General features: G+C 57.5%; 16 protein-coding genes and 1 pseudogene. 9 read left to right on the top strand and 8 right to left on the bottom strand.

Features of this window, described 5'->3' with window-relative positions:
- Positions 1-937: 937 nt before the first annotated feature.
- The 7 genes and pseudogenes from VGI36_18110 (at position 938) to VGI36_18080 (ending at position 8,859) form a co-directional block, all read left to right on the top strand.
- The gene (locus VGI36_18110; protein HEY2487063.1) at positions 938-1,792 is read left to right on the top strand and encodes an alpha/beta hydrolase; all 855 of its coding nucleotides are present in this window, start codon (positions 938-940) and stop codon (positions 1,790-1,792) included.
- A gap of 66 nt (positions 1,793-1,858) precedes the next feature.
- The gene (locus tag VGI36_18105; protein ID HEY2487062.1) at positions 1,859-2,833 is read left to right on the top strand and encodes a zinc-binding alcohol dehydrogenase family protein; all 975 of its coding nucleotides are present in this window, start codon (positions 1,859-1,861) and stop codon (positions 2,831-2,833) included.
- Positions 2,834-3,184: 351 nt separating this feature from the next.
- Positions 3,185-3,565: pseudogene (locus tag VGI36_18100) on the top strand (HAD hydrolase-like protein).
- A 24-nt stretch (positions 3,566-3,589) separates the two neighbouring features.
- Complete coding sequence (locus tag VGI36_18095) at positions 3,590-4,285, top strand: alpha/beta hydrolase (protein ID HEY2487061.1); 696 nt, start codon at positions 3,590-3,592, stop codon at positions 4,283-4,285.
- 490 nt (positions 4,286-4,775) lie between these two features.
- Entirely contained in the window at positions 4,776-4,952 is a 177-nt protein-coding gene (locus tag VGI36_18090; protein ID HEY2487060.1) for a hypothetical protein, read from the top strand.
- Positions 4,953-5,031: 79 nt separating this feature from the next.
- Positions 5,032-8,220, top strand: a complete 3,189-nt coding sequence (locus VGI36_18085; GenBank protein ID HEY2487059.1) for a hypothetical protein — start codon at positions 5,032-5,034, stop codon at positions 8,218-8,220.
- Positions 8,221-8,241: 21 nt separating this feature from the next.
- Positions 8,242-8,859 (top strand): hypothetical protein, encoded by a 618-nt coding sequence (locus tag VGI36_18080; protein ID HEY2487058.1) that lies wholly within the window; start codon positions 8,242-8,244, stop codon positions 8,857-8,859.
- Between the two features lie 308 nt (positions 8,860-9,167).
- On the opposite strand, the gene VGI36_18075 is transcribed toward VGI36_18080, so the two are convergent.
- The 3 genes from VGI36_18075 to VGI36_18065 all read right to left on the bottom strand — a co-directional run bounded on the left by VGI36_18075 (position 9,168) and on the right by VGI36_18065 (position 12,029).
- The gene (locus VGI36_18075) at positions 9,168-10,043 is read right to left on the bottom strand and encodes an amidohydrolase family protein (protein ID HEY2487057.1); all 876 of its coding nucleotides are present in this window, start codon (positions 10,041-10,043) and stop codon (positions 9,168-9,170) included.
- An 18-nt stretch (positions 10,044-10,061) separates the two neighbouring features.
- Positions 10,062-11,240 (bottom strand): acyl-CoA dehydrogenase family protein, encoded by a 1,179-nt coding sequence (locus tag VGI36_18070; protein HEY2487056.1) that lies wholly within the window; start codon positions 11,238-11,240, stop codon positions 10,062-10,064.
- A gap of 363 nt (positions 11,241-11,603) precedes the next feature.
- Positions 11,604-12,029, bottom strand: coding sequence for a DUF2147 domain-containing protein (locus VGI36_18065; protein ID HEY2487055.1), 426 nt, complete (start codon positions 12,027-12,029; stop codon positions 11,604-11,606).
- Positions 12,030-12,151: 122 nt separating this feature from the next.
- Between VGI36_18065 and VGI36_18060 the strand changes: the two genes are divergently transcribed.
- Positions 12,152-12,823 (top strand): TetR/AcrR family transcriptional regulator, encoded by a 672-nt coding sequence (locus VGI36_18060; GenBank protein HEY2487054.1) that lies wholly within the window; start codon positions 12,152-12,154, stop codon positions 12,821-12,823.
- 206 nt (positions 12,824-13,029) lie between these two features.
- Here the strand turns inward: VGI36_18060 and VGI36_18055 are convergent, their stop codons facing one another.
- The 5 genes from VGI36_18055 to VGI36_18035 form a co-directional block, all read right to left on the bottom strand.
- The gene (locus VGI36_18055; GenBank protein HEY2487053.1) at positions 13,030-14,016 is read right to left on the bottom strand and encodes an LLM class flavin-dependent oxidoreductase; all 987 of its coding nucleotides are present in this window, start codon (positions 14,014-14,016) and stop codon (positions 13,030-13,032) included.
- Positions 14,017-15,034: 1,018 nt separating this feature from the next.
- Positions 15,035-15,994, bottom strand: a complete 960-nt coding sequence (locus VGI36_18050) for an alpha/beta hydrolase (protein HEY2487052.1) — start codon at positions 15,992-15,994, stop codon at positions 15,035-15,037.
- Positions 15,991-16,932 carry an amidohydrolase family protein gene (locus tag VGI36_18045; GenBank protein HEY2487051.1) on the bottom strand — a complete coding sequence of 314 codons (942 nt, stop codon included), beginning with the start codon at positions 16,930-16,932 and terminating at the stop codon, positions 15,991-15,993. The genes VGI36_18050 and VGI36_18045 overlap by 4 nt, the downstream gene beginning before the upstream one ends.
- Positions 16,933-16,947: 15 nt before the next feature.
- Positions 16,948-19,341 carry a hypothetical protein gene (locus VGI36_18040; protein HEY2487050.1) on the bottom strand — a complete coding sequence of 798 codons (2,394 nt, stop codon included), beginning with the start codon at positions 19,339-19,341 and terminating at the stop codon, positions 16,948-16,950.
- Positions 19,281-20,339, bottom strand: a complete 1,059-nt coding sequence (locus VGI36_18035; protein HEY2487049.1) for an adenylate/guanylate cyclase domain-containing protein — start codon at positions 20,337-20,339, stop codon at positions 19,281-19,283. The genes VGI36_18040 and VGI36_18035 overlap by 61 nt, the downstream gene beginning before the upstream one ends.
- A 1,480-nt stretch (positions 20,340-21,819) precedes the next feature.
- Here VGI36_18035 and ligD point away from each other — a divergent pair.
- Positions 21,820-22,776: a non-homologous end-joining DNA ligase gene (ligD, locus tag VGI36_18030; protein ID HEY2487048.1), complete on the top strand. Its 957-nt coding sequence runs from the start codon at positions 21,820-21,822 to the stop codon at positions 22,774-22,776.
- The last annotated feature ends 4 nt before the right edge of the window (positions 22,777-22,780 follow it).

Raw genomic sequence — 22,780 nt, 5'->3', positions numbered from 1 at the left:
GAACTGTCGAGGTGCAGAGGAGCAGCCGCTGCCAGGCGATGTCCCAGCGGTTAGCCGGCGAACCAGAGCCTCTACCTCGCTACGACGCTCTTGTCTTTTTCAGTCGATGAGCGGACCGCGTCCGTCGCTTCAGGCGGGCACGATAGAGAGCTTGTTTGGCGCGATTTCCACAGAGAGTCATGCTGCACCAGCGGCGGGCTTGTCCGCGGGTCCGGTCAAGGAAGAATAGCGTGCAAGGTGATTTTTCACACGATTTTACCCGCGTAAGATCCTCAGAGGTAAGGAAATTCGCAATCGCGTGCGCAATCGGCAAAAGCAGAGCGTCCGGCGAGCGCCAGCGGCGCAGGGTACGCCACTCAAGTCCAGACGGAGCCGATCGATCGGCCGCATCGACTGGTCTCGCCACTATTGCCCCGTAGGCATCGTCGCGTTCCAGTATCTTATTTAGCGGCCCAAGTTCGTGTAACGAGTCTCTCGTCAACGAACGGCCCCGGTGTGCGAGAACGAAGCTTCGGAACCATTCTCTAAGGGCGCGGGCTTGAGCAGCAACCGCATCAAGTTCTCCGGGAAAGCAATTGGCGCGTATCGTTGCGGCCGCTTCGGGGGTCAGAAGCTCGGCTTGCTCAAGCCAGCTCATAAGGTCCTTTCCGTCTGCCAGCCATTCAACCACCTCATCGACCGGTGTGCCTATGGAATTAAGAAAGTCGAGGCTTGGGTCCCCGCCGATGAACATCGCGGGGGGACGAGTGTCGTTTGTCGCCATTCAGTCCTGGATGCTGCTCCTAAATTTTATTTTAGCAGGCCCTGGTTCTCTGCTAAATCTCGACCTAACCGCTCGCATCGCTCTTGACAGGTTAGCTAGTGTCAGGTAACCACATTAGGGTCTTCAGTCAGGTTACCTGCCACAATTAAACCATTTCTTTTGAGGAGTATTCTCATGCCCACAGTCCACTATCGAGCCGTCGATGTCGGTGGTCTTAAGATTTCCTACCGCGAGGCCGGCGGGCCAAACGCTCCAACCTTGCTGTTGTTGCACGGCTTTCCGACCGCCGGGTATATGTTTCGCGATCTAATTCCGCTGCTCGCCGAGAGCTTTCACCTTGTCGCGCCTGACCTGCCCGGCTTCGGCCAGTCAGACCTGCCTGCCCGTGACAGGTTCAAATACAGCTTCGAAAATCTTGCGGATGTAATCGATCGCTTCACCGATGTCATCGGGTTGAAACGGTTCGCGCTCTACATCTTTGACTACGGCGCTCCCGTGGGCTTGCGGATTGCTCTTAAGCATCCAGAACGCATATCCGCGATTGTGTCTCAGAACGGCAATGCCTACGAGGAAGGGTTGAGCGAAGGTTGGAACCCGATCCGCGCTTATTGGGAAGTCCCATCGCAGTCGAACCGCGACCAACTCCGCGCCTTCCTCAAGCCTGAGACAACCGCCTGGCAATACACGCATGGCGTCCCGGATGCGACGAGGGTTTCGCCCGACGGCTTCACTCTTGATAATTTCTACCTGGCTCGCCCGGGCGCGGATGAGCCGCAACTCGATCTATTCGGTGACTATAAGACCAACGTCGCGCTCTACCCGACCTTCCAGAAGTATTTCCGAGATCACAAGCCGCCGCTCCTCGCGGTGTGGGGAAAGAATGACCCGTTCTTCCTGCCGGCGGGCGCGGAAGCGTTCAAGCGGGACATTCCCGGGGCAGTCGTGCGCTTCTTCGATACCGGACATTTCGCTCTGGAAACTCACGTATCCGAGATCGCAGCCGCCATCCGCGAGTTTCTTGCCCGTTAATTTGGCGACTCGGTACGCTTCGCGCCGCGCGCGAGAGGCGGGCCGCCTATCCAGAGGAGAAACACTATGCGTGCGATCGTTCTCGAGAAGTTCGGCGGGCTGGACAGTCTCGTTTATAAGGACATTCCTGACCCGGAGCCCAAGGCCGGGCACGTGGTGATAGAGATCAAGGCCTTTGGTCTCAACCACGCGGAACTGCACATGCGGCGGGGTGAGTGGGCGGAGGCGGCTCCAGTCAGCGGCATCGAATGTGTAGGCCTCGTGAAATCCTGCCCGGGCGGCGAGTTTCCAGTCGGGGCAAAGGTTGCGTCTTTGATGGGCGGGCTCGGTCGGACCATCAATGGCAGCTATGCTGAATACACGCGCGCCCGCGCCTCAAATGTCGCGCTCATCGAATCCAGTCTCCCCTGGGCAGAGCTAGCGGCAATCCCCGAGACTTACGCGACTGCCTGGACCTGTTTGTTTCGTAACCTGGAAATCAAAAAGGGAGACTTGCTTCTTATTCGGGGTGCGACCTCCTCGTTCGGCCAGGCCGCGCTGAAGATGGCCCTAAATGCGGGGGTTCGCGTGATTGGGACGACCCGCAATCGCGAGCGCTTCTCCATGCTGGAGAAGTTGGGAGCCGAGCGGTGCGAGATCGAACGCCGCGATCTTTCGAAACATCTCTCGGAGGTAAAGAAGGTCGATGCGATACTCGACCTAGTCGGTAACAGTGTCGTGCTTGATTCTCTGGAGATACTCCGCCGGGGTGGTCGTTCTTGTCTGGCCGGGTGGCTCGGCGGTCTCGATCCAATTCCCGACTTTAATCCGCTGTTGCAGATGGCAAGCGGAGTTTATTTGACCTTCTTTGCGAGTTTCGCCTTCGGAACTCCCGGCTTCCCCCTGTCGGATGTGCCTCTCCAGCAGATCGCCGAAGATGCCGCTGCCGGTCGGCTCGACGTGAAGCCATCGCGGATCTTCGGCTTCGATGAAATTCGCGAGGCTCATCGGGTCATGGAGGCCAATGAGGCTGCTGGAAAGATAGTTGTCGTTCGCGCCTGACATCGCTGCCTCCAAAGGGCTAGGAAGTTTCGACCGAAACGGAGGAAGTGAACAAACAGGAGTGTAGTCAGATGGCTGTTCTTCCCCTGATAGTCTTCGACGTCAATGAGACGCTACTGGATCTTACAACCCTGGAGCCGACGTTCGAGCGTATCTTCCGCGAAAACGGCACCCTGCGCCTTTGGTTCGCCAACTTCATTTTGTATTCCTCAGCTCTCACGGTAGCCGGATGCTATGTGCCTTTCACGGATATCGGTTCGGCCGTGATGAAGATGCTGGCTGACACCGCGGCATCAGGATCGAAGAGGCGGATAAGAAGGAACTATTTGAAAAGTTCTCGACGATGCCCCCCACCCAGAGGTGCCGGGCGCACTGCAGAAGCTCCGCGAAGCAGGGTTCCGGTTATTTACCTTGACGGACAATTTGTCGGAGGTGCAGACCCGTCAGCTCGAACACGCTGGGATTGTCGGTTTCTTTGAGCGTCGCTTCAGCGCGGACGGCGTCAAACATCACAAGCCGTCGCGGCTGGCCTATGCCCAGGTTGAGAGGAGTCTCGGAGTCGAGCCCTCTCAGCTCTGTCTCATCGCTTGCCATACCTGGGACACCCTTGGCGCCGTCGCTGCGGGCTGGCAGGCGGCCCTGATCAAGCGGGTTGGCAACGACCTCTTGGGAGTCGGCGCGCAGGCGCAGAGATCGTCGGTGCCGACTTGGACGACGTCGCCGATCGGTTGATCGCGCGACAAAAGGAGTAAACTCATGTCGCGCGACAATGTGAGTGTTGTTGTAGTCCACGGAGCTTGGGCGGACGGATCGAGCTGGGCCAAAGTCATCGGGCTGCTGGCTGCCGAAGGCGTCAGGGTGCTAGCGGCGCCGTTGCCCCTGACTTCGTTTGCCGATGATACGGCGGCCCTTGAGCGCGCCTTGGAGCGAGTTTCCGGTCCGGTAGTCGTCGCCGCCCACGCTTATGCCGGGGCCGTAATCGCGGCCACACGGAATGAGAAAGTGAAGGCCCTCGTCTACGTCGCCGCCCTCGCTCCTGAGGAAGGCGAGACGGTCGCCGATGTGTTCTATCGTACCGAACCTCACCCGCTGGCTCCAAAATTGGCACCGGACAATCATGGGCTGATCTATCTGCCGGAGGAGGCGTTCGGCGCGGCTTTCGCGCAGAATGCCGCTGCCGACGAATTGGCCCTACTCTTCGCGGTTCAGCGGCCGATTTCGCCCTCGTGCATCACGGTACCTATGACCCGTCCACTTTGGAAAGACCGCCCCAGCTGGTTTCTCACGGCGGAACACGACCGCATGATCGTCCTCGAGACGCAGCGCTTTATGGCGGAGCGGATGCACGCTCGGGTGCGGTCGCATTCTGTAGACCACGCACCCATCGTTACTGCGCCTCGCCTGGTCGTCGACATCATAAGCGATGCAATCAAGGAAGCGTGCAGCAGCTGATCGATCCCATTCACGATCGACTGCACGCCATCCGCGACAAACGAAAGCCGCAATGGTGATGACTCTCGGCGCCGACCTGCTTCGAGACTAAAACCGCGACCGATGCGGGCCCTCAACGATCGCTGGCCCCTCTGCAGCGTTTTTGAAAGCCGAGCGGCCCGGGATTCGCGTTACCTTCAATCTGTCTACTGTAAGGATACACCAGACATTTGAGCGGCCGGTTCACCGTCCTGATCGCCAAGACCTGAACTCCGACGAGGTCCGCGGACGCGTGTCAGGGTCGTGAAGGCGACCGTTCGCCCAGCTTTCCCTTGGTGCCCGAGACAAGATCAGGTTACACGGCCACGTTAATCCCGCTTTACAGTGTCTCGCTAGATTAACATCGGCGGTTAACCTCTCCTTATTTTCAGCACTCATCGGGCGATCTTTTCGCGGCACCGCCTTTGCTGACTCACTCTGAGTGGATGGACAACACAAGGGGACACCCAAAATGTCAGTCAATATCAAGACGGTCAGCATTCCTCAGATAAGGCACTTCGCGGGAGACAACCAAGTCAGCGAGCCGCAAGGGTTCGCGCAGTGCAGTCGGCTCGGCGAGCTACCCGGGTTGATCTTCGGTCTGATGACTCTAGTTTACGTCGTAAGCTCGCTGTGGTTGCTTGGCTGACCCTCGCGGAAACTTACCGGATTCAGATGCGATACGGTCGAAAAAGATTGCCTTTTTCCGGTGAACACCGAGGACTCCAGTGACTCGCGATCGCACACTGCTTTTCTTAACCGTCGCCATTGCCTACCTCACAGGTCTGGGGTTGCTACCCTCGGCCATTTCCGAGGTGCCTGTAGTTCCGGATACACCCGCGGCAATCGTCTCCAACGCCGCTACCGATAGTGGCAACTCCGTGGGCTCCGAGGTCCGAGGCGCAGCCCGAGCGCGCGGGCTCGACACCGAAGGCGATGTTGAGCTCGACCGGGAAGCACTTAGACAAGTGTGCAGTTTACTGGGCCAGCCGGTCGAAGCGTGTGTGTCGAGGATGATTCGACTGGGGCGGGATGACCGTTCCGGTTCGCCCGGTGCGAACTCCGATCGCCACGTGCAGATGAACATAAGGACTTTGATCATTACTCTCCCCGATCCCTACGAAACCGCGCTGGGCGAGGAATTTGACTCCTACTACAACGCCCTCCAGCGTGCCGCTCAGGAACAGGGTTACCTGCTGAGCCAATTCCAGATTCCATGGAACAAAAGAGCGACCGCAAGTGACGATCACGCTTCCGAATCTCAAGACCAGACCAGTGGCGTCAGCGACTCGCAAGGACCAGAACCCGGTGTCGTGCTCTTTCGGCGGCCTAGTCAGGACAAGGTTAAGGGCGCGTTGCTTGTGGTTTTTCTGGTTGGCGAGCTACCTACCAAAGGAGTTCACAGACGGGCGATGCGTATGGCGCTCGCGACCGCTGATTTTCTTAACCACTCTCTTTTCTTCGATCCGCCAGATGGTAGACAACTGACAATTTCAATCCTTGGACCTTCGTTTTCCGGATCTGCCGACTCGATCGCCTGGTCGATCTATTGGCTTGGGACCAGAACACCTGTCACCCAGTCCGGACGCTCTCCTGGTGGCGACCTTAGGGAGACCTCGGGGCAAATTACAAACACTGTCCCTGCGAATTTCGCCGGACAGCGGCCTCGGCAGGCTGCGTTGATGTTCGACGTCATGACCGGATCTGCGACCAGCATCGACGTCTCTCATTTTCATGAGATCGTTAGCCGAAACTCCTGTCTGCGGGTGAGCTTGCACTCAACGGTAATTCCCGATGCGGACGCATTGCGAGATCTCTTCGAATTTCTCAAAAGAAACCTGCACGTCAAGTCCGAGGAAGTTGCAATCTTAAAGGAAGAAGGAACAGCTTACGGGAGGATGACCGCGCCCCACGGCAGGCATGTGCTCGAGCTTAATTTTCCTCTCCACATCAAGGAACTGAAAGAGAAGGCAGACCAACTGGCTCTGGAGCAGCGTTCTCGAAATTCTCTTCCATCCTGGCGGCCCGAAATCCCTCTACTGGAGGATCACGGGGAGGAGCAAGACATCTTTCCGATCCTTTCACAAGCTGAGACGAACACGAACGAATTGCAACTGGAGCGGACTCTTCGAATAGTCTCGGAACGGCATATTCGCTACGTTCTAATCGCCGCGACCGATCCACTCGATATCATATATCTCACTCAACAACTGCACGATTGGAGCCCTAACTCGAAGGTTATCGCGCTCTCCAATCACCTTCTCTTCCTGCATGGCAGCGTTAATCCCGATTTGCGGGGACTGTTGATCTTATCCACATATCCAGAACTGGACGCCAATCAGATCTGGACGCCGCCCTATAGGGGGATCGAACAGCCCAGCGAATTTGCCAGTGATTCCACCGAAGGTACGTTCAACGCGGCGACCGCACTGCTTCAACGCCAGGAGGGGCACGAGGATCGTGATTCGGAAGGCGATTCCTCTATTCTGTTTGCTCCTTCAGAAGAAACGAATCTGGTCGAATATGGTGCGCCCTTCGACTGGTCGAACAGTCATCGGGAGCCCGTGCTTTGGCTTACCGTGCTTGGACGAGCGTCTGCTCTCCCGGTGGAAACCATCTCGTCAACTCCAAAAGCTTCAGCGGGCGATCCTTTTTTACGGCGTGATGTCCACCCTCCACACTCGTGGAATGACCAAGCAGCGCGCGCCATACTGCCCTGGCGCACTCTCGGCTGGATTTTTGTCTTGGATAGCATCTGTGCTTGCCTCGCTATTCTGGTCATCCTGGGCGGCAAAGAAGACGGCCAGGACCTCTTGGGGAATCTCGGCGGCTGTCTTCCCCTGACGCTTCTCAAGTTATTTGGCGAGTGTCCCCCCGTCCGGAACCGCGCCCTGGATAGCGAATACGCTGCCGCCCTCGCCCGCCGAAGGTGCTGGCTTTTCAATCTCTCGATCATCTCAGGCGCCATACCTTTTTCGTTCGTGGTCCTAATGACCGTAGCGGCCCACGACTTTCCGTCGTTTCCTTTCACGAGCTTTCCGGATCGATGGGCAACGGCGGTGTGGGTTTGGTGTCTAGTGACGGTGACGTTCTGCGGTGTGGCAGCCGTGCGGAGCTTCAGTCGTATTTCCGTGGGCCATTCGTGGTGGTTGGGAGTCGTCACATTTGGAATCGCGGTGACCGCGGCCATTTCTCCGGTACTTTTGTCTGGGCATATAGAACGCGGTGAGCAATTTTCTCACCACCACCTGTTTGTGGTGATGCGCGCATTTCAATTCACCAGCGGGGTTTCACCTCTGACGCCAACCGTGTATGCGATCGCAGCGACTTTGGCCCTATGTTATGGCCGTTTGCTCTGCTCGCGAGTCCTCGTCGAGCGGCCCCTGCTCAAGATAGGCAGCCGATTTTTGCCTCTCAAGTCCTTCACCGACGAGATCACGCTGAGAAATATTCTGATTTGCAAAATCCTAACTCCTCTTGGCGATAAGCGCGGCTGGATTCAAGTGGCACCCCTGCTCGCATTTATAGTCGCGCTCGGCGTGGTATCGCTATTCCGTCAATGGCCGGAGAGCTCGATCGACGGTCGACTATTCGACTTTTCATTCGTGTGTTTGTCGACCGTAGTCTACGCGGCCATAGCATTGAGCCTTTATCAACTCCTGAACGTTTGGTTGATGGCGCGATCCCTTTTGCGCCGCCTGTATCGACATCCGACCCGGGAATACTATGCACTTTTCAACAAATTAACAGGTGGCAAGGTCCATGATCGCATCAATTTCCTGTCACTAGGGCCTACCACCAACTTTTTGGCCATCGCCCTTGAACGAGCAAGGAACTTGATAACGCTAGCCGCAGAAAAGCATCCATCAGGTGGGTCAGCAGAAGAGCGAATCCTGAGAGACCTCAATGACCATTGACCGCAGTGCCGTGCCCCACAGGTGGGGCTCGGAAACTTTATTTCCACCCACGACCCTGCAACGGCGATCAGTTGGAGAGATTGGCAGAGCGCGCTCGAGGATACCTGGAGAACTGAGGCGGCCATTACTGACCTTGGTGTTCGGTTGCTCGCGCCAGTCGAACCTTGGTGGGGCGTCGAATTGAAGAAGGAAGCACAGAACCCTAGCGACCGAGAAGCAGCTGCCGTGTTCGACAATGCTGGTCTTTTAGTCGCCAGTAGTGTCGCTGGATTTGCGAGAAACATTCTACCCCACCTTCAAACACTTGCGATCACCAGCACTCTGGCCAGCATCCTGATGCTTTTCGGGAGCAGCTCGTACTCGCTATTCGTGAATGCAAGCGACCTATTAACGATTAACTGGATAGTCGTACTTTCTTGCATTGCGACGACTGTCGGTGTTTACGCATCAATCAACCGCGACCGCGTTCTAAGCCTCATTTCAGGAACCGATCCTGGAGAAATCACCTGGAACAGTCATTTCATTGGACAACTATTGGTCCATGGAATAGTACCCCTGGTCGCGATTCTTGGGGCGTCGTTTCCAAGCCAGTTCTACCAAATGATTACTCAGGTCTCCGGCCTAATAGGCAAAGGCTAGTTCAATCTTTCCAAGATGGCGGCACAAAAAAGCCTAAGCAGGTGTTACGAAGTAAGATTGCTGTGAACGTCCGCTCCGAAGACGTCTCAGGCGGCCGCTACTGAAAAATGTGACCGCTGCGGCTCTGGTGCGCGAAATCTACACCCGGTTTACTGAGAGGTTCGACGCAGCGGATTTAAGCGGCGAAAGCGTTGCTCGAGGAGCACAATCGTAGCGCAGCAGGCCATTCGATGAGTGATCGCGGTTCTCGATCGGGCGCACTCCTGCCTAGCGAGGCGAGAAAGTGAGGCTGTTGCCGCGAAGCGCGTTCAATCGAATCTGAAGACCTTGAGCACGTTGTCGCGCAGATAGCCACGTTTCGCAACGTCGGCGAGTGGAACCTCCCAACCTTCACGCGCGCATCGCTCCAGCGACAGCAAAGGATGATCGCTGGCCCACATCAGCTTGTCGGGACCGCGCTTGTTGGCCAGTTGCCACAACTCAGCCGGGACGTGTTTAGGAGCCCAAGCGGAGGTGATGAGGTAAAAGTTCCGATGCTTCTGCAGCAGCGCTATCACCTCGCCCTGCCACGGATGACCCAGATGACACCCGACGACCGTGAGATCAGGGAACGCCAGTAACACCTCATCGAGCGCACCCGGCTGTTGCAGCACCGCCGGACGGAGAGGTCCTGGCACGCCCACGTTGAGCTTGATTGGAATGTCGAGCTCAACGCATTTGGCGTAAATCGGAAAGTAACATGCATGATTGGGCGGTAGGCCTACCAGGGACGGCATAATCCAGCATGAGCGGAAGCCAAATTCCCTAACTCCACGCTCGAGCCATCTCACGGCGCGCATCATGCCGGTCGGATCGATGCCGAGGCAGCCGTGAAAACGCCCGGGATGTTGTAAACGAATCTCCGCAACGCGGGTACAGAGTTTTTCGTAGGTTTCGTCGGAAATGTTTTGCCCTACTGAATAGGGGCTGGGCGCCATCCGCAATGCCGCGGCGGTAAGGACTCCCTTTTCGACACCGGCAGCGTCCATATCGCGCACCAACTCCTCGAGCGTGAAACCAAATTTTACCGCATCCCCGGGTTTAAACCATTTGGCGATATTTGGATCGATTTTCTGCTCCTGGGCTCTCCGCGAGAGTTGCGGCATCTGGAGAAAGGCATCAACCAGCTTATACCCTGCGGTCATCCTAAACCCCTCCGAAAGCTAGCGCGGGAGTTTCAGCACGCGTTCGCCGATGATGTTTCGCTGGATCTCATTGCTTCCACCGGCGATCGTCCCTCCGCGGGAAGTTAGGGCTCGCTCGAGCCACTTGCCGCCATCTATGGCGAATGGCTCTTTCCCATCAAGCTGCGCGTAGGCGCCTAGCAATTCCATCGCGAACAGCTGAATCTTGAGGTTTAACTCGGTGCCACAAATCTTGATGGTGGAGCTTTCCGGACCGGGCGACTGTCCTTTGACGCGCCGCGTAATGCCTCGAAATGCCGTGTACTTGACGGCTTCGGCCTCGCACGCGAAGGCGGCGATCTTTTGGCGCACCGCGCTGTCCTCCGAAGCTGGGCGACCATTGATGTGAACTATTTTGGCCAGCCGCGCAAGATCGCGCACGACATTGGGATAGTGACGGCCCCCAACAGTGCGCTCGTAGGAAAGCGTAGTGGTGGCAACCCGCCAACCTTCGTTCTTCTTGCCAATCAGATTCTCTCTGGGAACCCGCACATTGTCGAAGAAGACCTGGTTGAAGCTCACTTCTCCGTTTATCTCGACCATCGGACGGGTGGTGATGCCTGGGGTTCTCATGTCGACCAGTATGTAAGACAGACCACGGCTGCCCGGTGCGTTGCGATCGGTTCGACACAGAAGGAACATCCAATCAACGCGGTGCGCCTGCGAAGTCCAAATCTTCGAGCCATTGACGACGAAGTAGTCGCCCTCCTCTTCCGCCGCAGTCCTTAAGGAGGTCAGATCAGATCCGGCATTCGGCTCCGAGTATCCCTGGCACCAGGTCTCCTCACCAGAAAGTATCTTGGGAATAAAGCGGCGCTTTTGTGCTTCGGTGCCCCACTGAATGAGAGTGGGCCCGACCAGCGCGACACCTGCACCGATATAGGGAAGCTGGGCGCGAAAGCGTGCCAGCTCTTCGTGAAAAACCATCGCGTGCATTACCGGGGCGTCGCGGCCGCCATACTCGCGTGGCCAACTGATTCCTACCCATCCGCCGGAGTGGAGCTTGCGATACCAGTCCTTGCGCGCCTGCCATTCCTTATCGTTGGCTACGGTTATGGTGTCATAGGGCCGGTGCTCGCCCCGGGGGGCGTTGACTTCCAGCCAGGTGCGGATTTGCTGGCGAAAAGTTTCAGCCTCGGGCGGATATTTTAGATCCACAATCCCAGATCCTCTGAGAGTTCGATCTTATCGCAGCGTTTATCATCCTCGCATCGCCGGTTGCAATTTGCCAGACAAGCGCGCTGCGGCAGACCATTCTCATGTGATCGATGCCGCCATCGCTTTCGCCCGCATCCAGAACTGGACCGTCGTCGTCGGCGTGGGAATCCCTAGGCTCGGGCTATATCTCGAACTGCGCCCGGCAGGGCGAAGGATTCGTAAACAACCGGCCGCTCGAACTTGGCGGTGACTTTCACATCAACACGCACCCGTGAGCTTCATTCGAAGCTGCACGTGTGCGGGATCGGCGTGGAAGAGACTGCGATAATTTCGCTGACCGGTTGCGCGCTTTCCTTCGATGAATCACTTTGTCGTCGCGCTCGTTTCCGTCGAACCGAGCGCTCGATGCCAAATTTGCGTCTGTCCGAATAACGGAATGCCGATGTACGGATGAACCTCAAGGTGGTCCGCATCGAGTTCCCTCATACGACAGCGATACGTCTTGCCATTTTCGCGGTCGTAGATGTAGCCGGTCCAGACTCCGTCGCCCGTCGAGGTGAAGTCGTGCATGATTTTAAGACCAGTCCCTGGCACGTTGCTGGCCATCGATTTGCCCGGCGTGCTCATCGAATTATTTGCCAGCACGCGGACCGCGGTCCCGCACAGAGCCTGCCCGCAGGGCGCGATCTCGATCTCCAGATTGCCGCTGGCGGTGATCCATCGGCCGGTCTGAGCGTAGGCGGTTGAGGCCAGCACACACAGTACCAAACTCACTAGCGCGCACTTCATGAGGACCTCCGAAAAGGACTGAGTTTTGAAATGTTATCACTGCTTACAATTTAACTCGTCCGATGTCAACCTGAAATACGCACTGCTTACATCGGCGCGTCACCGATGCTAGGGTCGAAATGATGCCCCAGTCGCCTATCAAAACGGAGCCGCGCCGGCGAGCACGCCGGCGCACCAGCTATCATCACGGGCATCTCAAGGAAGCGCTGATCGCGGCGGCCCTCAAGATGGTCAAGGAACAAGGCGTCGAGAGCGTCAGCGTACGCGAAGTCGCGAAACGCGCGGGAGTTTCGTCGGGCGCACCGTTTCGTCATTTTCCCTCGCGCACCACTCTGATGACCGCGGTTGCGGAGCAGGCGATGCGCAGGTTCCGCGATGAAATCGTGCGCGCGCTGGAGGAGGTCAAAAGCGACGCGCCGCGCGATCGCTTCCGCGCTCTGGGAACCGCATACATGCGATGGGTGGTGCGCAACCCTGCGCATTTCCAGGTGATCTCGAACCGTAAGCTGATCGATTTCGATGGTTCTGAGTCGCTCCGCCGTGACAACGCCGAAATCAGAGAGCTGATGGAACAACTACTGACCGAACAACGCCAACGTGCTCCGCTGCTCCGTGACGACATAAAGGCGATCTCGTTTGCAGCGCGTGCCCTGGCGTATGGAGTCGCGCGGATGTACGTAGACGGACACTTTCCGCAGTGGGATATTCCGGCCGATCAGGCTGAGAGCTCTTTCGAAGCGGCGTTCGACCTCTTCACGGACGCCATCGTTTCGCAACCCAATCCGCGGTCGTAAGGACTTACGGTTCTTCGAAGGCGCGGGCCGCGCAGATCAACCACTGTCGACCTGCTCGGCTCTCCGAACGAAAACCTCCACCATGGCGAGCCACGGCTGGATCGCCGGCCGCGAGCCTCCTTGGCGTGGCAAATCAACCTTGGTGACCCACCCTCGCAGACCTAGCGTTTCCTTGGGCCTCAACCCGGACTTCACGCCGCGGTTGGTCACAGCACTTTTGGCAGAATGTCTTCCTTCAATCGCCTCAGATCGACCAGTGTCTTCGCGGTGGGTACGCCCTTAAATGGCGGCCAGAGGAGGGGAAGTGTCAAGCCGGCCTCCCTATACCGCTTGAGGTTGTCGGTGATCTGGCCGGTAGTGCCCGTCATCGAAGGTGTCAGCTTCCCTCTGGGAGTCTGATCGGTCTTCACGCTCGTGATGTCGAAGAAAAGCATGCTCACAATTTCGAGATCGTCGATCGAACGCGGACTCCCGATCATTTCGAGCTCCTCTTTGATCACCGACCGCCACTTCGCGATGTCCTCAGGGGTGTCCTGTATTCCGATCCAGCCGGCCAACCCGTATTTGGCTATCCGCTTAGCCGCGATCTTCGGTACCCCGAGCCCTCCGAAAAAGATCGGCGGATGAGGCTTCTGAACGGGCTTAACACCGAAGCCGCATTTCGGAAAGGAGGCAAACTCGCCGTGATACTCGAAGAGTTCCTCCGTCCAGACGCCCTGCATGATCTCGATGGTCTCGATGACGTGTTTGTTGCGTCTTTCGTAGATATGCGCCGCACTCGCAGCCTCAAACTCCTCAGGCATCCAACCCGTTCCGACGGCGACGTTGACCCTTCCGCCCGAAAGATGGTCCCAGGTTCCGATCTCCGCGGCCAGCACTCCAGGGGCCCGATAAGGAGTGTCGATCACGCTGACGCCTATCCTGACCTTCTTCGTGATGGCCGCCAGGTACGGAATGAGCGGCAGCCCGTGCAAGAACTCGCCTCTCGAAGCAACGGGTAATGAATGAGGAAATTCCTTCATGAAGCCGAACGGCTTGCGTAGTTCCTCGCGATCGGATGCTTCCGGAACCACGATGCGGTCCAAAGTCCAAACTGAATCGAACGCCAGTTCCTCGGCGAGGCGAGCGAGATCGACGATCTCGCTGACGGTTACCTTGTCCCGGAAGTTTGGCAGGTATAGTGCGAGTTTCATCGAGAATCGACCTCCTTCTTACTATCTTCATCAACCGAGCCCCGGCAAAGCAGGCGATGGACCTCATTTCCCAAGTCAGCAATGCCGACGCCCTGGCCGGATAACGGGAACGGGCGCATAAATCCTGGCGCAACTTTGCAGAGGCAGGATTTCGCCGACATCGTACAAGAGGGCTGTGCGCACACAACGGAGATCTACGCGGTTACCTTGAGGGACCAGCTACAAAATCGGGCGGGTGATTCGGTCTTAGAGGTAATAGCACGGTCGCACTTGGTCGCCGTTATGGCGGTTCGTGAGACTCTTTGAATGCGCTTTTTCCGAAAGCACCCAAAGCAATGCCGATGGCCGGCAAAGAGCAGGACAAACGGCGGAACAAGCGTCCCCCATTCGATCAGCAAGAGCCTCGAGCTTGACCAACCGTCATCGGACAGATCACCTTGGGAGCGTTTCGCTCTCAAAACGGCGTCGCGATGCTCGACAGAAGTCCACTTTGAGAAAGCCATCGTGAGCTTAACGATTGGAACTTATATTCTCGCCCGTATGTAACCAAGGCATGCGTTCCTCGACAAAATAATGCTTCGTCGGCTGCAATTTCGCGGCCTGATCGAATGCGCCGATATGGAAATGCGTCAACGTTATCTCGGGCAGGCTTTCGCAAGTCAAAGTAGATCCGCACCTCGCGCAAAATCCGCGCCTTGTTTTTCCTGGTGAGGAATCGAACTTGGTTATCTCGCCTTTGGTCACCGTATAGGCTCGCGGTTCAAATGCGACGAAGACAGACACGGGCGCGCCGGTATGTCTTCGACAACTTTGGCAATGACACCAATACACGCCTACTGGCTCACCGGTCGCGGTAAAACGGACCGCCCCGCAGAGGCAGCCGCCTTCAAACTGCTTTGTGGCAACGCTCATTATTTGATTCCTCGGCTCCTTGAAGTCACCATCTCAGTTAGCGAACGAGTACTACCAACGCGCGCGGCTTGAGCGTCAAATCGGCTCAAGCGTCAAGGAGCACGTGTTAATGCCTTAGCTTCTCCTCGAACTCGATCAGTAGCTGCGTAAACAACTTCGGGTCGGTGCCATGCATCGAATGCGGCATCTGGGGGAAAGACCGATATTCAATCGGTTGGCCCGAGCCGGCAACTAGCTCACACACACGCTTTGCCTGCAGATCTGAGGCGGCTCCGAGTAAAGAGCCCTCGGTCTCTTCGACATTACGGAAGTGATGCGTGTACAAGACCGGGCATTTTACGCTCGCGAGCATCCGGGCATGATCACAGCTTGCGTAGACAGATCCCTGCCAAAAACAACGTGCCCACTCGGGATCGTATTCCTTGAGGCGCTGTGGAATTTCGGCCTCGGAACCCATGGTCAGTGCCATCGCGTTCGACAACCAGCCAGGAAGCTCCGTCTTTGCGGCCTCGTGCATTCCCGCCCAGTCACCTACACTCCACTGATCGCCCAGGTATTTGCTCATCAGAGCGAAGATCGGTCCGATGGTTTGGCGGATCGAGTGTCCGCAAGCGGGGCGGACATCCGAAGCGAACAGCGGCGGGTCTTCATAGTGGGCGCCGCGGACCGTACCGGGCATCGCATAAGCAGAGAGCCATGCCGAGATCACCCCCCCTGACGAAAGCCCGCTGACAATCACCGGGCGTTTGATGGCCAGGGCCACGACCCGCACCATATCGTTGCCAAAATTATCGAGTGTGTAACGTCCGGGTGTCCGGCTCGATCTTCCCTGCCCGCGTAAGTCGACCGCAAACGCCTGGAAATGCTGTTTAAGCAAGTCCATCGCTTGCTCGTATCCCCACCACGATTCGGTTTGTCCCGGTATCAGGAGCAACGCCGGTTTGTCTGGCGATCCTACAACGGCGTAGTTGATCACGGCCTCACCGGTGTCAATCGTTTGTTCGGGAAAAGCGTGTGGAACATAGGTTTCGTTAGGATTATCCGGGCCAAATCGAAAAGCGCTCATGACAGGCCTCCGCGGAGACGGGGAAATAGCGCCTCAGCGTTGCTCCGATCGATCGCTGCGCGCTGGCTTTCACTCAGCGAGAAACCTTCGTACATCGAGGTAAACATTTGTGCGATTGCGTCAGTCGCATACGGCCAATCAGTCGCAAACAGAACTTGATCGGGCCGTGCCACTGTAAGCAGGCTCGGGAGAGCGGCAGGAGTGCCGGAGATCGCAAGGTCAAAGTGGAATTTCTCCAACTGTTCCATGCCATCCGCGAAGTCTCGCTTCGGAGACGCCGCGCCAGCAATCCGATATGCCGCGAAGGGAACGAAGCCGCCCGAGTGAGATAGGATGATTTTCAGGTTGGGACAGCGATCGAGCGTCCCGGAACCACCCAGTCGCACCGCCGCACGCGTGGTGTCCAGCAAGAAATCGGCTACGAAGGCAGGCATGCCCTTGAGCGGCTCAAGCCCGTACAAGTGTGACGGATGAACGAACACCACCGCGTTGCGTTTGTTGAGTTCGTCAAAGAGGGGATCGAAGACCCTCTCGCCGAGATAGATACCGCGGCTGTTGGCCAGAAGCTCGACGCTATCGGCGTGCAGTTTGTCGAAGGCGTAGGCCAGCTCCTCAATCGAGCCTTTAACGTCGGGCAGGCATAGCGTGGCGAAGAATCCAAAACGAGAGCGGTGCTTCCGTACGACCTCCGCGGCGTATTCGTTCACCTCGCGGGCCTTTTCGCGAGCCTCCTTGTCATCACCCAGATGAACTCCAGGTGTCGAAATCGACATAATCGAAGTCTGGATACGGAATTTATCCATCAGGGAGATAGCGGCATCCAGACTCCAACCCGGAATCGGCAGCCCCCCAGCTGCGATTCCTTTCCTCTTCAACCACGCCGTATAGGTTGGCGGCACGACATGATGGTGGGTATCAATGCGTCCTGCAGGTGCCATTTTGATCCTCGGTATTCAGCGGTCCCCCTCGCTTTGGCCCTGGTTGCTCAGCTCATCGAGCAGCGCCTTGGCGTCCTTCACGTCGGCGGTGTCGAAACCTTCGGTGAACCAGTTGTAGATATCGGCAAGCATCGCGTGCGCCTCATCCCGGCGATTCTGTCGCATAAGTAACCGGGCGAGCGCATTCGTCGCGCGGAGTTCATACCACTTCGCGCCTTGTTCTCGCGCGATTTCGATTGCCCGGCGAAATGAGTTTTCTGGCTCGCCGGACGCCTTCCCCGCGAGCAGCATTAGTTCTCCGTTTAATCGGTACAATTCGGGCTCAGCAAAACGAGCCTGGTTTTGCTCTAAGATCGCGATTCCGTGGACCACCGCCTGAAGACCGTCATTGGTGCGCCCCGCGGCAATATATGCTTGCGCCAGTGTCGGATAAATCAGCGCGCCGACCGGCGTTTGGGCAAAACGCGTCATCTCCCTCATATACCGAACTATTGGGTCCATGCCGTGATCGAATTCGCCTAGTTGCACCAGCGCCAGCGCGCGGAAAAACTCACTTACTGGGACAAGTGCTGATAGATTCTCCTCGGACGTAACACGTAAACTCTCCTCCATGCTCCGATACGCAGCGCCCGGCTCCCGGAGCAAGAGATGCAAAACTGTCGACCAGAAGAGATTTGGAGGAAGGAGAGAGCGGTCCTTTTCCTCCCGTACCAGCCGGATGGCCTCAGTGTTTCGAAGGCGCGCCCTTTCCGGATAACCCACTATCGCCAGTGCGAGTGAGCTAAGAGATCTGGTTAAAGTCTGCCATCCGCCGAAGGACAGTTCCTGTCTCGAACGAAAACTTATCGGCAATTTGTAGGCACGCTCGAGCGCCTCGAGCGCACTGTGGAAGTTGCCCTGAAACAGCAGAATGAAAGCTGACCATAAATGAGCTCGACCGATCATATCCGGGTCGTTCAGCTCGGAGGCCAGCTGGAGCAGTTCATCGCAAGCGGCCTGTGCCATTTCCCACTCGAAGCGGTTGGCAAGCAGAAACGCGAGCGCGGACAGAACGTCGCAGTGATGTGAGTCCCTGCCAAGCTTCTCGCATAGTTCATGCGCACGCTCCACGCTCGAGAGCACGGCGCTGTCCATGAATGCACCCACGTCCCGGAAGATTGTGCAGATCCCAAGATTCAACCGAACGAGACTTTCCGTTCGGTCGCGCCGAGTCGTTTCGGGAAGACTTGTCAACAGAGTCAACCCTGCTCCGAACTGATCTTGTGCTTCGGCAAATGCCGTGCGCGCCATCGCCTGCTGACCGGCATGAACCAGATACTCCAAAGCCTTGCCGGCATTGCCGCTCCTCCGAAATTGATGAGCGAGCTCGCTGTAGTGGTCGGGACTCGCGCCAAACGAGGCCTCGATACTCATCCCAACTTGTTCATGCAGAGACTTGCGACGGTCGCTCAGTAGTGAGTTGTAAGCGACCTCCTGGGTGAGCGCGTGCTTAAAAGTGTAGTCGATATCGCCGGGCGCTGGTTGTTCGTAGATGAATTCCGCCAGTTGCAGCGCGTCGAGCATCCGTTCGAGATTCGATTTCTCCTCGATGTGAGAGCGCTGCCAGACCGCCTTTACCAGCGCGACGGGGAACTGCCTCCCGATCACTGACAAAACCTGTAGGAGGTCCTTTTCGTCGGCAGGCAGGCTATCTATGCGCGCTGCTAGAACCGCCTGCACCGTCTCCGGAACTCTTAGGGTGTCGAGCGGTTGGGCCAGCTTGACCGCGCCATTGCGAACTAGAGCGCCACGGTCGAAGAGCGTCAGGATCATTTCTTCCATGAAAAAGGGATTGCCCTGCGTCCTGGCCGCAATCATCCGCTTCAGAGGCTGGAGCTCGCCGCTGCTTCCGAGCAATGCTGACAGCATCTCGTCGGCGCTTTCCTGCCCCAATGGGTCGAGTCGGATCTGAGTGTAGTAAGTCCTACTGCTCCACGCATGTGAATACTCTGGACGGTAATTCACCAGCAGCAGAACCCTCGAGCTAGCGATCGAGTCGGCCAACAGGTTAAGGAACGCTTGCGTCTCGCCGTCGATCCAGTGCAGGTCCTCGAAAACAAGCATCAGGGGCTGATTTAGCGATTCGCGCAGAAGCATCCGTTTGATCGTTTCTATCGTGCGCCGCTTGCGTACCTGGGCGTCTACACTGGCCAGTGGATCCTCACCTTCGGCGATACAAAGAAGACTTAAAAGATAGGGCAACCCGTCCTCAAGCGAACGATCGAGGGTCAGGGCCTTTCCGGTGACCTTCTCCCGTCGCTTCCGCGCGTCGTCGCCCGCGTCTATTCCGAAATAGCCGTTCAGCAAGTCTATGGCAGGGGCATACGCCGACGCCTTCCCGTGCGATACCGAGAACGCCTCCAGCACCATCCATCCCAACTGGTTCCTGGTCTTGAACTCGTGGAACAGGCGTGACTTTCCAACCCGGGCTCCGCAACTACTCCGAGGAGCTGCCCATGGCCCGAATTGACGAGTTCGGCAACATGCCTCATGATTTCCATCTCGCGCTCGCGGCCCACGAACTTGGTGTAACCGCGTGCAGCCGCCCGTTGCAGGCGGGTGCGCAACGGACCCAACCCGGTCACCTCGTACACCGTGACCGGTTCACTAACCCCCTTGACCTTGGTGGGTCCGAGCGATCTGAAGAGGAAGTAGCCCTCACACAGCTTCCGAATCGGCTCGGTCGCCGCGATTGAGCCAATCGGCGCCAAGGCCTGCATCCGCGCGGCCAGACTGGTGGCGTGACCGATGGGCACATACTCGGCGTGCGCATCACCCGTCTGGATGGTCCTGACCACCACCTCACCGGTGTTCAAACCCACCCGAACTTGAACCGGCAGACGGCCTTCTGAGCGAATTCGGTCCGAATAACGCTTGAGCTCCTCCTGCATGCGCAGGGCCGCATGCAAAGCTCTTTGCGGGTGATCCTCGTGTGCCACCGGAGCTCCAAACAGCGCGAAGATACCGTCGCCGGTCGATTGCGCGACGTAGCCGCCATAGCGCTGCACGCCCTCCATCATGAGCTTGAGTGCCGGATCGACTACGGAGCGGGCTTCTTCCGGGTCGAGGTCTTCGATCAACTCCATCGAGCCCTTGATGTCAGCGAACAGCACGGTGACGGTCTTGCGCTCGCCGTCGAGCGCGGCACTATCGGCTTGTTCGGCGCCTACTCTGACCCGCGCCGATCCGGCAGTCGCAGCGGGTGGTGCCGCTAAACGACCGAGCCGTGTGCCGCACTGCTTACAGAAGCTGGCGTCCGCAGGATTCTCGGTGCCGCACTTCGTGCAGCGACCTTCAAACGGGTTGCCGCAACCGACGCAGAATTTGGCGTCCTCGGGATTGTCACGTGCGCACTTCGGGCAGCGCATCGCGGTTACTTGGCCCCCTTCTGTAGCAAGACCGTCCAGACTAGTACGGATGCGCGTGGCGCACCCTGACCGATGAAACCTGCTAAGCCTGTATAGCACGGTGCCGGCACCGAGGTCGTCGTTGTCATTGGCGCTCGCAGCCCGAAGACTAGTTTGACCCGAAGCCTGGCGAGCACCCCGTACGTTGCCATGGACCGAGAGGTCCTGGAGCACGGTTGGTAGAGTTTGATGACGCGGGCTTCGCGCCGGCGACGTGAGAGGAGGTGCGAATGGTACCGTGGGTCCCGCCCCGGTTCCGATCTGGTAGCCCCGCGCGATACGATCGTTAGACCTACCGTGTCGCCACCTTAAGAAGAGGATATAGGGACCCGCGGGCGAAAGCTTGGAGTCATACGTGGGACCCGAGGGACCGTCAGGAACGCTCGCGTTGTGGTTCCCCGGTGAGCAGGGCTCGCGAAGAAGTTCTCCGGGGGCACTCGTCCACATCCCGTTCCCCGGTCCCACTTCGCCTCCTCCGACTACAACTTCACATCGCCCTTTCCTGCGGTGCTAATCCGGCATCACCAGTGAACAAGTCTTAGAAGCCAACCTCCAGCTTGCTCTGGCTGCACGAGTTTTTTTCTTTGTGATTAGTGCCTATCGGTGCAGAATTTCAGAGCCTGGATCTCTGACGTTCTTTCTGGAGAATTCCCGTAATCTGAAACCAAGCCGGGCTTGGAAACGGATTTCTCTCGATGCGCATTCCAAGTTTTCGCATGACAGCGATCGATGCGAAGTTGTCGTATTCGGTTCCGGCCATAATTCGGCCCACCTTCAGAACATCGAAAGCAAAACTCACGAGAGCGCGAGCCGCTTCCGTCGCGAGTCCCCGACCCTGCATCGCTGGAGTGATCATCCAAAAGAGTCCCACCTCTGCGGAGAAAGGCGCCTCCACCTCGCTGCCGAAAGTTGGTAACTGAGCGAAAGGAGCAAGCAAAGGCACCAGACCCACCAAACCAACCAATTGACCGCTCTCTCGAAGCTCCACTGCGCGATCGCCGTAAGGAGGCTGATTCAGCCGGTCGAGCTCCGTGGAGTTTCGGATTGTCCAATCAAGCCAGCTTCGCCGAATTTGGAGATTTCGCTTATCCGCGAGCCTCTGGTCAGCCCATTTCGTGTCCACATAGAGCTGATGACAAATAGACAAGTCTTTCACCGTCAGGGGTCGAATTCTCAATCGATCGGTTTTCAGCGTGGGCAGTAGCATCGGACCTCTCCTTACTGCCTCAAAACCCCAACTGGTCGGTGTTCTGAGTTTCAGGCTTGTTTAGTCGTCTGCCAGCATCCCCATTACCACGTCTCTTCCTCGGAGGCAGTCTCGACGAATTCCCAGGGTAACCCGGAGTCCGCCGGTGGCTTGCGGAACCGAGGTGATGACTAGAACACGTTCAAAGAAATGATATAGGTGAGCCCTGAACTGGGGCCGTGGGTCCCTATATAAATGAGGGCGCACTTCATCGAACCCATGCTCTGTGGCGCGACCTCGGAGCTGCCATCAGGACCTAAGTGGTCCTACGAGTTGAAGCTCGACGGATATCGTGGCCTGGCAATCAAGACTGGCGGGCTTCGCAAGCTGCTGTCGCGCAATGGCAAAGACCTGAGCACCTGGTTTCCTGAAATTACAAGGGCCCTCCAGCCCCTTCCCGACGATACGATGATCGACGGGGAGATAGTCGCACTCGACGCCGAAGCACGGCCGTCGTTCAGCCTTCTCCAGAATTCCCACGGACGTGATCACACCATCGCATTCTATGCTTTTGACCTCCTTCTCCTGGCTGGCCAGGATGTGAAGGGTTTGCCGCTAGAGGCTCGCCGCCAAATGCTGCGGACCAAACTCCTGCCCCAACTTGTAGAACCTATTCGTCTGTCCGAGAGTTTTGACGTTCCCGTCGATCAGCTCATTCGCGTTATACGGGAAGGCGGTCTGGAAGGAGTTATTGCGAAGCGGCGTGACAGTGTGTACGAACCCGGGCGCCGCTCGGGCGCATGGCGCAAGATGCGGGTAAACCGCGGTCAGGAGTTCGTCATCGGCGGTTACGTCCTGGCCGCCGAGAACTTTGATTCAATACTGGTCGGCTACTATCAAGGCAAAGACCTCATGTTCGCCGCCCGAGTGCGCGCAGGCTTTGCTCCCGCAGTGCGCGCTTTGCTATTCAATCGCTTCCGTGGTCTGAGTATTGAACAATGCCCCTTCGGGAATCTTCCCGAGACCAGAAAAGGCAGATGGGGAGAAGGTCTAACGGCCGAAGACATGAAGGAGTGCCGTTGGCTTCGACCGCGACTGGTTTGTGCCGTGGAATATGTTGAGTGGACGGAGGCAAATCATCTGAGACACGCAAGGTTCATCGCACTGCGCGAAGACAAGGCGCCCATACTCGTAGTCCGCGAGAGTCCATAAGCGG

Source organism: Candidatus Binataceae bacterium, from assembly GCA_036495685.1.
In the GTDB taxonomy this organism is placed as follows: domain Bacteria; phylum Desulfobacterota; class Binatia; order Binatales; family Binataceae; genus JAFAHS01.
This window is presented reverse-complemented; position numbering and strand designations above follow the sequence as displayed.

Bases quoted from the DNA above. Each gene is read 5' to 3' on its own strand.
- VGI36_18110 (HEY2487063.1), top strand. From the start codon at position 938: ATGCCCACAGTCCACTATCGAGCCGTCGATGTCGGTGGTCTTAAGATT.
- VGI36_18105 (HEY2487062.1), top strand. From the start codon at position 1,859: ATGCGTGCGATCGTTCTCGAGAAGTTCGGCGGGCTGGACAGTCTCGTT.
- VGI36_18095 (HEY2487061.1), top strand. From the start codon at position 3,590: ATGTCGCGCGACAATGTGAGTGTTGTTGTAGTCCACGGAGCTTGGGCG.
- VGI36_18090 (HEY2487060.1), top strand. From the start codon at position 4,776: ATGTCAGTCAATATCAAGACGGTCAGCATTCCTCAGATAAGGCACTTC.
- VGI36_18075 (HEY2487057.1), bottom strand. From the start codon at position 10,043: ATGACCGCAGGGTATAAGCTGGTTGATGCCTTTCTCCAGATGCCGCAA.
- VGI36_18065 (HEY2487055.1), bottom strand. From the start codon at position 12,029: ATGAAGTGCGCGCTAGTGAGTTTGGTACTGTGTGTGCTGGCCTCAACC.
- VGI36_18060 (HEY2487054.1), top strand. From the start codon at position 12,152: ATGCCCCAGTCGCCTATCAAAACGGAGCCGCGCCGGCGAGCACGCCGG.
- VGI36_18055 (HEY2487053.1), bottom strand. From the start codon at position 14,016: ATGAAACTCGCACTATACCTGCCAAACTTCCGGGACAAGGTAACCGTC.
- VGI36_18050 (HEY2487052.1), bottom strand. From the start codon at position 15,994: ATGAGCGCTTTTCGATTTGGCCCGGATAATCCTAACGAAACCTATGTT.
- VGI36_18045 (HEY2487051.1), bottom strand. From the start codon at position 16,932: ATGGCACCTGCAGGACGCATTGATACCCACCATCATGTCGTGCCGCCA.
- VGI36_18040 (HEY2487050.1), bottom strand. From the start codon at position 19,341: ATGGTGCTGGAGGCGTTCTCGGTATCGCACGGGAAGGCGTCGGCGTAT.
- VGI36_18035 (HEY2487049.1), bottom strand. From the start codon at position 20,339: ATGCGCTGCCCGAAGTGCGCACGTGACAATCCCGAGGACGCCAAATTC.
- ligD (HEY2487048.1), top strand. From the start codon at position 21,820: ATGAGGGCGCACTTCATCGAACCCATGCTCTGTGGCGCGACCTCGGAG.